Raw genomic sequence first — 12,156 nt, 5'->3', positions numbered from 1 at the left:
TGCTGGAAGAGAGCCCGCTCCATGAGATCAACAGCACCACCGGCGCCGCCGGACACGCTCGACGTCCGGGACCTCACCGTGGTGTACGGCCGGTCGGTCCACGCCCTGCAGGATGTCTCCCTCCAGGTGCCCGCCGGTGGCATCGTGGCGCTCCTGGGGGCGAACGGCGCGGGCAAGTCGACACTGCTGCGCGCCGTTTCGGGCACACTGCCGATGCACGGCGGCGCCGTGGCGGGCGGCACGATCGCCTTCGGCGACACCCCTCACCGGCCGGGCCCCCGCCGACGTCGTGGCCGCCGGGGTGGTGCAGGTGCCGGAGGGCCGCCGGGTCTTCTCCGGTCTGTCGGTCGAGGACAACCTCAAGGCCGGCCGGCTGGGCGTCCGCAACCGGGGCCGGGCCGACGCCCGCGCGGCGGCGGAGCAGATCTACGCGCTCTTCCCGGTGCTCGCCGAGCGCCGCCGTCAGGCGGCCGGGCTGCTCTCGGGCGGCGAGCAGCAGATGCTCGCGATGGGCCGGGCCCTGATGGCCCGGCCCCGCCTCCTGCTGCTGGACGAGCCCTCGCTCGGTCTCGCGCCGCAGATCACCGCACGCATCGCCCGGATCGTCCGGCAGATCCACGAGCAGGGCACCGGTGTCCTGGTGGTCGAGCAGAATGCCGCGCTCGCTCTGGAGTTGGCGGACCACGCCTGTGTCCTGGATGTGGGCCGGGTCCGGCTGGAGGGCCCGGCGGCCGAGCTGTCCCGCTCGGACGAGGTGCGTCGCCTCTACCTGGGCGAGCAGCCCGAGGACGAGTCCGCGGCTGTCGTCGCCACCCCGCGCGAACTGGCGAGGTGGGCCGGATGAGCGACCGCATCGAGACGCCGACCCGCGAGGTGCCCGCCTTGGTGGTCGAAGGGGCCACCGTGCGGTTCGCCGGCCTCACCGCCATGGACGCCGTGAGCTTCACCGTGGCACCGGGGACGATCCACGCACTGATCGGCCCGAACGGGGCCGGCAAGTCGACCTGCTTCAACGTCCTGTCCGGCGTCTACCGGACAGCCTCGGGGTGTGTCCGCTTCGGCGACGTGGACGTGACCGCGCTGCCTCCGCACCGGATCGCCGCGCTCGGCGTGGCCAGGACCTTCCAGAACATCGTGCTGACCCGCGGCACCGTCGCCCACAATTTGATGCTGGGCCGGCACACGCTCACCCGCGCCGGGTTCACGGCCACCGCACTGCGTCTGCCCTCCGCCGTCCGCGAGCAGCGCCGTCACCGCGAACGCGTCCGGGAGATCGCCGAGTTCACCGGGCTCGGGGACAGGTTCGACACCCAGGTCGACCTGCTGCCGTACGGCGACCGCAAGCGGGTCGAGCTGGCGCGCGCCCTGTGCATGGAACCGAAGCTCCTGCTCCTCGACGAGCCGGTGGCCGGGATGAACACGGCGGAGCGGGTCGCGATGGCGCAGACCATCACCGCGATCCGGGACACCCTCGGCATCTCGATCCTGATCGTCGAGCACGACATGGGCCTGATCATGCGGATCGCCGACGAGGTGACCGTCCTGGACTTCGGCCGCCGGATCGGCGGCGGCACCCCCGAGCACGTCCAGAGCGACCCCGCCGTGATCCGCGCCTACCTCGGCACCGGCACCGAGCCGGCTCCGGACCCCGAATCGGAGCCCGAACCGGAGTCGGACGAGCCGACGCGTGCCGACGCGACCACCGGATCCGGCCGGGGCGGCGGCGCGGACGACGCGAACACGGAGGAGAACCGGTGAACACTCTGCTGCAGACCCTGTTCAACGGGCTGGCCCTCGGTTCGGTCTACGCCCTGATCTCGCTCGGCTTCAGCCTGGTGCACAAGGCGTCCGGCGCGGTGAACTTCGCACACGGGTCGCTGCTGCTGCTGGGCGGCTACCTGGTCGCGGAGTTCCACTCCTCGCTCGGCTTCGCCGGAGCCGTGGCACTCGCCGCGGTGGGGACCGCGGCGGCGGCGATGGCGGAGGCCACGGTGCTGCGCCGGGTGCGCGGCACCGGCGCGGCCGTGCCGACCATCCTCACCATCGGCGTCGACATCCTGCTGTTCACCGAACTCGCCCGCCGGATCGGCGGCGAGGTGCTGGGGACCGGCGATCCGTGGGGGCGCGCGTGGCCTCGTTCGCCGGCATCACCGTCGCCCAGGCCCGGATCGCCTCACTGCTGGTGACCTTGCTGTTGGTCGGTGCCTTCCTGGCCGCCTTCCGCTGGACGCGGTGGGGCCTGGCGATGCGCGCCAGTGCCCTGGACCAGGAGGCGGCCGAGCTGATGGGCGTGCGCGGCGAGCGGCTGCGGATGAGCGCCTGGGCGCTCGCCGGCAGCCTGGCCGCGGTGGCCGCGGTATTCCTCGCCGCGTTCCCCTCCCCGGCCTCGACCGCACCACGGGTCAGATCGCGCTCGCCGCGTTCCCGGCCGCGGTGATCGGCGGCCTCGGCTCGGTCGGCGGCGCCCTGCTCGGCAGCATCGTGGTCGGCCTGACCCAGGCCGCGGCGGCCGGCTACCAGCAGCAACTGAGCGCGCTGGGCCACGGCGTGGCCGACATCGCCCCGTACGCCGTGATGGTGCTGGTCCTCGTGATCAGGCCGCAGGGCCTGCTCGGATCCAAGGAGCTCACCCGTGTCTGACACCTCGTCCCAGACCCTCGCCCAGGCCCCTGCCGTGGCCGCCGACACCTCGGCGGCCACGGCACACGGGGACAACGACAGGCCGGTCGCGGCACTCCTCGGGCGGATCGGCCCGCGCAGGGCGCTCGTCGTCGCCGGATGGCTGCTCCTGCTCGTCCCCCGTTCTACGTGTCGGGTTTCTGGCTCCAGACCGGTCTCTTCGCGATGGCCGCGGTGGTTGCCGCGATCGGGCTGAACCTCCTGGTCGGCACGGCCGGGCAGCTGTCGCTCGGCCACGCCTTCTTCCTCGCCGTCGGCGCGTACGCGTACACCTGGTTCGCCGGCACCCCGCACGGCTCGGGCCTGCACCCGCTGTCCGGCCTGTCGCTGCCGCCGCTGGTGGCCTTCCCGGCCGCCGTGCTGCTGGCCGGGGCCGCCGGAGCACTGTTCAGCCCCATCTCCGGACGGCTGCGCGTCATGTACCTCGGTGTGGCGACGCTGGCGCTGGTCTTCCTCGGCCAGCACATCATGCTCAACGCCACGCCCGTCACCGGTGGTTTCAACGGCCGCGCGGTCCCGGCGATGGAGGTGCTGGGCCTGCCCTTCGACGACAGCAGCCCACTGACCGTGCTCGGCGTCCCGTTCGGGGGCTCGAGCGCCTCTGGTACTTCGGCCTCGTGCTCGTCCTGGCGGCCGTTCTGGTCGCCCGCAACCTGCTGAGGGGTCGGCCCGGCCGGGCGCTGGGCGCCCTGCGCGACAGCGAGGTCGCCGCCGCGGTGATGGGCGTGCCCGCCGGCCGCCTGCGCGCCGCCGCGTTCACCGTCTCCTCCATGTACGCGGGCGCGGCAGGAGCCCTGCTCGCGCTGGCGTACCAGCGCATCGTGCCGGACACCTTCGGCCTCGGCCTGTCGATGGACTACCTCGCCATGATCGTCATCGGCGGCCTCGGCTCGGTCGGCGGAGCCGCCGCCGGCGCGGTCTTCGTCACCGTTCTGCCGCAACTGCTCGGCCAGTACGCCGACAAGCTGCCCCTGGTCGTCGCCCCCGGCTCCACCGAACCGGGCCTCGGCGCCCCCGAAGCCGCGCGCTACCTCTACGGCGCCACCCTCGTCCTGATCCTGCTCTTCGCCCCGGGCGGCCTCGCCGGACTGCGTCCCAACCGCCTCGCCCGACCGTGGCGCCGCGGGCCCCTCCCCGCCGCCGCCCTTCAGACTTCCGCCGGTACGAACCTTGCCGGCGGGGAAACCCTCAAGGAGCAGACACCGTGAACCGTCAGCACACCCGCGCCGCCGTGGCGCTCGCCGCCGCCCTGCTGGTCTCCCTGACCGCCTGCAGCACCAAGGGCACCACCACCTCCACCGACGCGAACGGCGGTGTCAGGACCGGCCCCGGCGTGACCGACAGCACCATCACCCTCGGCGAACTGACCGACCTCAGCGGCCCGGGCGCCGCACTCGGCAAGAGCTCCCTGCAGGCCCAGCAGCTCTACCTGGACAAGGTCAACGCGGCCGGCGGCATCTGCGGTCGCCGGCTGAAGCTGCTCACCCGCGACCACGGCTACGACGTGCAGAAGGCCGTCGGCGCCTACGCCGAGATCCAGCCGCAGATCGCCGCCATGGCCCAGCTCCTCGGCTCCGGCCAGACCACCGCCCTGCTCGACACCATCGAGAAGGACAAACTGCTCACCTTCGTCGGCGGCAACTCCGCCTCCTGCTCGGCCACCCGCACGTGCAGCTGGTCGGCACCACCTACGGCATCGAGATGGTCAACGGCATCGACTTCCTCGTGAGGACGGCCAAGCTCGCCCCCGGCGACAAGGTCGGCATCGTCCACCAGGACGGAGACTTCGGCGCCAACTCCCTCGCCGGTGCCCGCTTCGCGACGCAGAAGGCGGGACTCCAGCTGGTCGAGCAGACCGTCAAGCCGACCGACAAGGACATGACCCCCCAGGTCACCGCACTGGCCGCCGCAGGCGTCAAGGCCGTCCTCTTCGCCGGCACCCCCGGCCAGACCGCCTCCCTGGTCGGCGTCGCCGCCGCCACCGGCCTGAAGGTCCCGGTCCTCGCCAACAGCCCCGCCTTCGTCCCCGAACTCCTCGCCACCCCGGTGAAGCCCGCCCTGGAGAAGATGCTCTACATCAGCGCCGCCCAGCCCGCCCTGAACAGCCCGATCCCGGGCGTCGCCCAACTGGTCGCGGACTACCAGCAGAAGTACCCGAACCAGCCGCTGAACGGAGCCGCCGAGCTCGGCGCGGTCAACGCGAAGCTGCTGACCGACACCCTCAAGGCCGCCTGCCAGGCCAAGGACCTCAGCCGCGAGGGCATCACCACCGCCCTGCGCACCCTCAAGCAGTTCGACAACGGCCTCGGCAGCACCCAGGACTACTCCGACCCCGCCAAGCCCCCACCCGCAAGACCTACATCCTGCAGCCCGCCGACGGAATCCCCGGCGGCCTGAAGACCATCCAGGACGCCGCCGAGGCACCGGCACTCGCCGAATACCTGGCAAAGGCCAACGGCTGACCCGCCCTCGACCGACCGTCATCCAGCCCCGCGCGCCGGCCCCTCTCCCGGAGCCGGCGCGCGGGTCGGAACCGCCCGTCCCAGCGGGCCACACGCAGGCCATCTCCCCACCCAGGAGGTCCCCTTGACGTTCCCCACACAGTCCCGGCACGGCCGGCGGACCGGACCGCCGCCCGCAGTGGACGACGAGCCGTTCCCGCACGCGGCCGTGGACGCGCTGATCGCCGCGGTGTGCCGGCTACGGCGCCGCCACGCGGGGCGGCTCGTCGTGGGCTATCTGCTCCTCGTCGCGGTCGTCGCCGCCGCGCCGGCGTTCCTGCACCACCGGGTGGCCGGGCACGTGTCCGTCGCCCTGCTGCTGGTGCTCGCGCAGCTCGTCATCGTCGTCTGGAGCATGGCGGGCCACCGCCGTGGAGCCGGACGACTCGACGAGGACATCGAGCAGTTCCGGCACTACCTGGCAGAGCGCGAGCACCGCCGACAGGGGGCGTGGTGATCGCCGCGGCCCACAGCGGGCCGCCCCCTCTCTCGTCATCGTCTTCATGGTGTTCCTCGGCATGTGCGGGTTCCTCTGGCTTTTCACCGCCTCGGGCCACGACGACACCGCGATGTTCCCCACCCGGGGCACCCCCGGGAAGGCCTGGCACAGTGGCCTGGCCATCAGCGGCGACAGCCTGTCGGCGGTGACCCTGATGGCGCTGGTCGGCCTCATCGCGTTCACCGGCTACGACGGCATCATGCTCTCCGTCGGCTGTGTCATGAGTCTCGTGCTGCTCGCACTGCTCATCGCCGAACCCCTGCGCAAGGCCGGCGGCCACACCGTCGGCGACGCCCTCGCCCGCCGGTTCCCCGGACGCTCCGTCCGCACCGCGGTCGCCGTGGTGACCCTGGCCGTCTGTCTTCCCTACCTGGTGCTCCAGCTCACCGCCATCAGCGCGCTGACCTGTGCCGTCCTCGGTCTGACCGGCGGCACGGCCAAGACAGCCTGCGTCATCGTCCTCGGCAGCGGCATGATCTCGCTCGCCCTCACCGGGGGCATGCGCGGCACTGCCCGCATCCAGATCGTCAAGGTGATCGCCCTGCTGCTGGCGCTGGCCGTGGTCGCCGTCCTCGTCCTGCACCGCTTCCACTGGAACCCCGACCGCCTGCTCGGCGCGGCCGCCTCGCACAGCCTGCTCGGCGACGGGTTCCTCGGCCCCGGCGCCCTGTACGGCCATGGGTGGAGCGGTATGGCGAACCGCATCGGGCAGTTGATCTCCCTCGCGCTGGGGATCGGGTTCCTCCCGCAGGTCACCATGCGGGTCCTGGCCGCCCCGCCCGGCCGGGCCACCCGGACGGCCATGCACTGGGCGGTCGCCCAGTTCCTCGCGGTCTCCGCCTTCCTCGTCGTGATCGGCCTGGGCACCGCCGCCATCCTCGGCAGTCCCGCCCTCCACCAAGCCGATCCGAGCGGGAGCAGCGCCCTGCTGCTCATCACGAACACCCTGAAGCCGAACGGCGTGCTGGTGTCGGTGGTGATCTGCGTGGTGTTTCTCACCGCGCTGACCACCGTCACCGACGTCACCCTGGCCGCCGCCACGTCGATGGCGCGCGACCTCACCCCGGGCGAAGCGGATCGGCACGACACACCGACCCGCCGACAGGAGCACCGCGCCCGCTGGGCCGCAGCGCTGGCCGGCGTGGTCACCATCGCCGTCGCCGTGAAGGCCGTCGACTGGAACCTGCTGGTCCTGACCACGCTTGCGCTGACCCTGTCCTCGTCCGGACTGGCACCCGTCCTGTTCTACGGCCTGCTCTGGCCGAGGTTCACCGCCAGGGGTGCGTTGTGGTGCCTCTACGGCTCGTCGGTGCTGGGCCTGCTGCTCATCGCCGTCTCCCCGCTGATCTCCGGCAGCCCCGCCGCCGCCTTCCCCGGCTGGGACTTCCACCGGACGACGCTGGCCAATCCCGCACTGGTGACCGTGCCCGTCGGATTCGCCCTCGGCTGGCTCGGCAGCATCACGGACCGCCGCGACTCCGCGGCGGAGCACTACGGGAAGCTGGCGACGGCCTCGCTCGTCGGGCGGTCCACGGGCTGACCGGTGCCGGTACCAGGGGACGGGCCCGGTCGACGACACCTCGCAGACCGGGCCCGTCCGCCGTCATCGTGCCTGTCCTCGATGAGCGCGGTCCCTCAGGCAGCCGGCCGGACGTGCGGCGGTGTCCCGGGACCGGCTCGCCATGGGCTAGGACGTGCACATCACGCGGCGTGAGAACTGGTGGGACGAAGCGGGCCAGGGCATCGGCGCGGCGGAATGGGGAGCACTGGTCGCAGCCGATCCGTGCCTCGCGACGGCCCCGATGTGGTTTACCGCCGGGCGGATCGTCTCCAAGAACCCTGGCGATGCGGTGATCGCGAAGATGCGCGAGGTGGCGAAGGTGCTGAAAGCGCGGATCCAGGGCGACGACGGCGAGTACGACCACGCCTGACGCGTACGGCCCTCCGCGAGATGATCAGGGGTTGTGTGGATTCCTGACGATCGTGCGGTGGCCGCGGGGCACAGCGCGGACGCCGCCCGCGGAAGCAGTGGCCAACACGGAGACCGAGGTCGCCGGGGCCGCCCTCCCAGCTCTCGGCTGCAGCCTCGTCGATCCGACGGGCGGCTGCCCCGCCGCTGTCGCCACCAACGCGGGCTGCACACGATCGAGGGGCGGTCATGCGTGGTGGCGGTGTCCGCCGTTTCACGCCGTGGGGCGGCCTGCCGGGGTCTCCGCCGCGGGGAGGCCCGCCGGCAGCCACGCCAAAGCCAAAGGGGGTCGGTGCTAGACCAGGCGGAACTCGGCCGTGCCGCTTCCCGGTGCCAGGGCCGTCAGCCTGACCCTCGCCCCGATCGGGATCCGGTCGTACCGCTCGGCGGTCACCACGGCCGGGATCCTCAGCCCCTCGTCCAGGGTGATCGTGCAGCTCTGGCGGACGCGGTGGACGAGGTCCGCGGTGCGGGCCAGTGCTCCGACGCACCGGACGATGCCGAGTCCGCGGCTGGCGACCTCGTCCATCCCCTCGGCGCCGCAGGCGGGGCACAGCAGGCGGTAGGACTGGGTCACGGCCCGGCACCAGCGGCAGCGGCCGAGGAGCAGGACGGCCTCCGGCTCCGGGGCGGCGGCCGTGGGTACGGGGCTGGTGCGCGTGTCGAATCCATGGTTCATGAACATCCTCGCGGTGGCTCAGGCCGCCGTGTACTCGTAGAAGCCCCGGCCGGTCTTCCGGCCGAGCCGGCCGCCCTCGACCATCCGCAGCAGCAGCGCGGGCGGAGCGAAATGAAGGTCCCGGTACTCCGCGTACATGGCCTCGGCAGCGGCCTGGACGGTGTCGAGACCGATCAGGTCGGCCAGGCGCAGCGGCCCCATCGGGTGCGCGCAGCCGAGGACCATCCCCGCGTCGATGTCCTCCGGCGGGGCGAAGCCGGACTCGGCCATCCTGACGGCCGACAGCAGGTACGGGATCAGCAGGGTGTTCACAACGAAGCCGGCTCGGTCGGGGGCGGGCACGGCGTGCTTGCCCAGGGTCTCGGTCACGAATGCGGTGGCGCGGACGCGGGTGGCCTGCGAGGTGAGCAGGGAGGGGACGATCTCCACCAGGCGCAGCACGGGGACGGGATTGAAGAAGTGCAGCCCGATCACCTGCGACGGCCGCGACGTCGCCGTGGCGAGCCGCATGATCGGGATCGACGAGGTGTTGGTGGCGAGGACCGCGTCCGGATCGGTGACGATCCGGTCCAGGGCCGCCATGACGCCGGTCTTGACGTCCTCTCGCTCGGCGACCGCCTCGATCACCAGGGTGCGGTCGGCGAGGGCGTCCAGTGCCGCGGTGAGGGCGAGGCGGCCGAACACGGCCTGCGCACCGTCCTCGTCGAGCCTGCCGGATCGGACGGCCCGCGCGAGGGAGGCCTCGATTCGCGTGCGCCCGCGGCGGGCGCCGTCCGCATCGGACTCGACCACCACGACGTCCAGTCCGGCCCGTGCGCACATCTCGGCGATGCCCGCGCCCATCTGGCCGCAGCCGACGACACCGATCCGCCGGTCGACGACCTGCTGCGGGTTCGCATCCATCGTTCCGTCACCTCTTCTGGTCTCGTGACCGCGGCCGGCGGTGTACCGCGGCATTCGGTCCGGTCGAACGACGTGCCCGTTGCTCCGGCCGTCGCTCCCACGCCGTGGTGCCCGGGCGCCCGGTGCGCCCGGGCAGTGCGTCCGTCAGAGGAGTTCCAGGACGGTGGCGTTGGCCATGCCGCCGCCCTCGCACATGGACTGCAGGCCGTAGCGGATGCCGTTGTCGCGCATGTGGTGGACGAGGGTGGTCATCAGGCGGGCGCCGGAGCCGCCGACGGGGTGGCCGAGGGCCATCGCGCCGCCGTTGGGGTTCATCAGTTCGTAGTCGGCGCCGGTCTCGCGCAGCCAGGCGAGGGAGACCGAGGCGAAGGCCTCGTTGATCTCGAAGGCTCCGATGTCGCCAATGGTCAGGCCGGCCTTCTTGAGGACCTTGGCGGTAGCCGGGATGGGCCCCTTGAGCATGGTGATCGGGTCGGTGCCCGCGACGACGGCGGTGTGGATCCGGGCCATCGGGGTCCAGCCGTGCGCCCTGGCGATCTCGCTGGTGGTGACGAGCAGGGCGGCGGAGCCGTCCGAGACCTGGGAGGCGTTGCCGGCGGTGATGCCGCCGCCCTCACGGACGGGCTTCAGCCCGGCCAGGGTCTCCAGGGTGGAGCCGCGGCGGACGCCCTCGTCGGTGTCGAACAGACGCGCGTTCCCGTCCGCGTCGGTGACGGTGATCGGAGCGATCTGGCCCTTGAACCGGCCCTCGTCGACGGCGCGCGCGGCACGCTCGTGGGAGTCCAGGCCGTGCTGGTCCATGTCGGTCCGGGTGAGCCCGTACTCGTCGGCGATCAGCTGCGCGCCGGCGAACTGCGTGAAGACGGTGCCGTTGTAGCGCTTGAGCACGTCGGGGCCGAAGGGCTGGCCGAACCGGTCGTCGGCGCGGGCCGTGCCGAGCGGGATGCGGCTCATGATCTCGACCCCGCCGGCGACGGCGATGTCGTACTGGCCGGAGACCACGCCGGCCGCGGCCTGGTGCACGGCCTGCTGGGAGGAGCCGCACTGGCGGTCGACCGTGACACCGGGCACCGTCTCGGGCCAGCCCGCCGCCAGGACGGCGGCACGGCCGACACAGCCGCTCTGCATGCCCAGGGTGTTGACGCAGCCCCAGACCACGTCGTCGACCTCGGCCGGATCGAGGCCGGTCCGCTGCACGAGGGCGTCCAGCACGTGGGCGGAGACGGAGGCCGCGTGAAGTTGTGACAGCGCTCCGTTGCGCTTGCCGACCGCCGTACGCACCGCATCGACGATGACCGCGTCCCGCATGGGCTTCTCTCCTTCTCGGGTGGGTGGCTCGGCCCCGCGCGGCCGGTTCACCAGCACGCTATGCCGGGCGATTCCATTAGTAAATCCTTGAGATACCGATGGAACACATAGGCATTCCCTAGGGTGTGCGGCGGCCGAGGTGTGCCTATGGTGGGCGTCCGGGCGGCCTTCCGACGCGCCGCCCGCATCACCCTCGCGGCACCGCGCGCCGCGCCCGCTCCGGTCCCCCGTCGTGGCCGTGCCCCGCCCTGATGCCGTGCGCCGTCGCGAACGGCCGACACCTCCCGCAAGGGCTCCGCACAGCGGGACACGCATGCCCCGCGACGGGCACCCGGCGACCGACAGGACCGCCGAGACCGGTCACCTCGCGGCACCTCCGGCCTCGGCCCGGCCCCGCAGACATGAGAGAGCACCTGCCATGAGACGCACCCTCTACACCGACGAGCACGAGGCCTTCCGGTCGATGATCCGGGACTTCGTCGCCCGCGAGGTCAAGCCCCACTTCGAGCAGTGGGAGCGGGACAACCTCGTCCCCCGGGAGCTCTACCGCAAGCTCGGGGAGATCGGGGTCATGGGCTTCGACGTGCCCGAGGAGTACGGCGGCCCGGGCCCCACCAGCTTCAGGTACCAGGCGGTCATCGCCGAGGAGACCACCCGCGCCGGCGTGACGTTCTCCGCCCAGTCGACGTCCACCGGCATCGTGCTGCCCTACCTGCTGCGGCTGGCCGACGAGGAGCAGAAGCGGCGCTGGCTGCCCGGCGTGGTCGCCGGCGACGTGCTCTGCGTCGCCATGACCGAGCCGGGCACGGGATCCGACCTGGCCGGCATCCGCACCACCGCGAAGCTCTCCGCGGACGGCACGCACTACGTCCTCAACGGCGCCAAGACCTTCATCACCGCCGCCCGCAACGCCACGCTGTGCATCGTGGCCGCCCGGACCGCTCCGGCCACCCCGGAGGACCGCCGGCACGGCCTGAGCCTGTTCGTCGTCCCGACCGACAGCGAGGGCTTCGCCTACGGCCGGAAGCTGGACAAGATCGGCCTGCGCTGGTCCGACACCTCCGAACTGTCCTTCACCGACGTCGAGGTGCCGGTGGAGAACCTCCTCGGCGAGCAGGACAGGGGCTTCTCGTACCTGGGTCAGAACCTGCCCCGCGAGCGGCTGTCGGTCGCCGTCACCGCCGTCGCCTCCGCCGCCGCCGCCATCGGCTTCACCCGCGACTACGTGAGGGAACGGAAGGTCTTCGGCAAGCCGGTGGCGGCCTTCCAGAACACCAGGTTCGTGCTCGCCGAGTGCGCCGCCGAGGTCGAGGCCGCCCAGGCGATGACCGACAAGGGCATCGAGCTGGAGGACCGCGGCGAGCTGACCGCCGCCGACGCGGCCAAGCTCAAGCTGTTCGCCACCGAGACGGCCGGCCGGGTCATCGACAAGTGCCTCCAACTGCACGGCGGGTACGGCTACATGCTCGAGTACCCCATCGCCCGCCTCTACGCGGACACCCGGATCAACCGGATCTACGCCGGCTCCAGCGAGGTCATGAAGACCATCATCGCCAAGGACCTCGGCCTCTAGCCCCGCCGCGTCCCGCCTTCCCGCACCGCTACCGCCCGAGAGGGG

General features: G+C 72.4%; 8 protein-coding genes and 4 pseudogenes. 9 read left to right on the top strand and 3 right to left on the bottom strand.

The features are described 5' to 3' along the window. Nucleotides 1–21: 21 nt before the first annotated feature. From ABEB13_RS35470 to ABEB13_RS35430, 8 genes and pseudogenes are all read left to right on the top strand, one after another. Nucleotides 22–844 (top strand): annotated as a pseudogene (locus ABEB13_RS35470) (ABC transporter ATP-binding protein). Continuing rightward, nucleotides 841–1,758 carry an ABC transporter ATP-binding protein gene (locus ABEB13_RS35465; RefSeq protein ID WP_345708776.1) on the top strand — a complete coding sequence of 306 codons (918 nt, stop codon included), beginning with the start codon at nucleotides 841–843 and terminating at the stop codon, nucleotides 1,756–1,758. The pseudogene ABEB13_RS35470 and the gene ABEB13_RS35465 overlap by 4 nt, the downstream one beginning before the upstream one ends. Beyond that, nucleotides 1,755–2,640, top strand: a pseudogene (locus ABEB13_RS35460) (branched-chain amino acid ABC transporter permease). Before ABEB13_RS35465 ends, ABEB13_RS35460 begins: the two are co-directional and overlap by 4 nt. A 106-nt stretch (nucleotides 2,641–2,746) precedes the next feature. Beyond that, nucleotides 2,747–3,887: pseudogene (locus tag ABEB13_RS35455) on the top strand (branched-chain amino acid ABC transporter permease). Further along, a pseudogene (locus ABEB13_RS40915) lies at nucleotides 3,794–5,076 on the top strand (ABC transporter substrate-binding protein). The pseudogenes ABEB13_RS35455 and ABEB13_RS40915 overlap by 94 nt, the downstream one beginning before the upstream one ends. Nucleotides 5,077–5,265: 189 nt before the next feature. Then, entirely contained in the window at nucleotides 5,266–5,637 is a 372-nt protein-coding gene (locus ABEB13_RS35440; protein ID WP_345708773.1) for a DUF485 domain-containing protein, read from the top strand. A 46-nt stretch (nucleotides 5,638–5,683) separates the two neighbouring features. Next, entirely contained in the window at nucleotides 5,684–7,219 is a 1,536-nt protein-coding gene (locus tag ABEB13_RS35435; protein ID WP_345708772.1) for a sodium:solute symporter family transporter, read from the top strand. Nucleotides 7,220–7,373: 154 nt separating this feature from the next. Next, nucleotides 7,374–7,610, top strand: coding sequence for a hypothetical protein (locus tag ABEB13_RS35430; RefSeq protein WP_345708771.1), 237 nt, complete (start codon nucleotides 7,374–7,376; stop codon nucleotides 7,608–7,610). A gap of 333 nt (nucleotides 7,611–7,943) precedes the next feature. On the opposite strand, the gene ABEB13_RS35425 is transcribed toward ABEB13_RS35430, so the two are convergent. The 3 genes from ABEB13_RS35425 to ABEB13_RS35415 all read right to left on the bottom strand — a co-directional run bounded on the left by ABEB13_RS35425 (nucleotide 7,944) and on the right by ABEB13_RS35415 (nucleotide 10,538). Then, complete coding sequence (locus ABEB13_RS35425; protein ID WP_345708770.1) at nucleotides 7,944–8,327, bottom strand: PhlB family protein; 384 nt, start codon at nucleotides 8,325–8,327, stop codon at nucleotides 7,944–7,946. Between the two features lie 18 nt (nucleotides 8,328–8,345). Then, nucleotides 8,346–9,230, bottom strand: coding sequence for a 3-hydroxybutyryl-CoA dehydrogenase (locus ABEB13_RS35420; protein WP_345708769.1), 885 nt, complete (start codon nucleotides 9,228–9,230; stop codon nucleotides 8,346–8,348). 144 nt (nucleotides 9,231–9,374) lie between these two features. After that, nucleotides 9,375–10,538 (bottom strand): thiolase family protein, encoded by a 1,164-nt coding sequence (locus ABEB13_RS35415; RefSeq protein WP_345708768.1) that lies wholly within the window; start codon nucleotides 10,536–10,538, stop codon nucleotides 9,375–9,377. 418 nt (nucleotides 10,539–10,956) lie between these two features. On the opposite strand from ABEB13_RS35415, the gene ABEB13_RS35410 reads away from it, so the two are divergent. Continuing rightward, nucleotides 10,957–12,111 carry an acyl-CoA dehydrogenase family protein gene (locus ABEB13_RS35410; RefSeq protein WP_345708767.1) on the top strand — a complete coding sequence of 385 codons (1,155 nt, stop codon included), beginning with the start codon at nucleotides 10,957–10,959 and terminating at the stop codon, nucleotides 12,109–12,111. Nucleotides 12,112–12,156: the final 45 nt, after the last annotated feature.

Origin of the sequence: Kitasatospora paranensis, assembly GCF_039544005.1 — a bacterium.
Taxonomy (GTDB): domain Bacteria; phylum Actinomycetota; class Actinomycetes; order Streptomycetales; family Streptomycetaceae; genus Kitasatospora; species Kitasatospora paranensis.
This window is presented reverse-complemented; position numbering and strand designations above follow the sequence as displayed.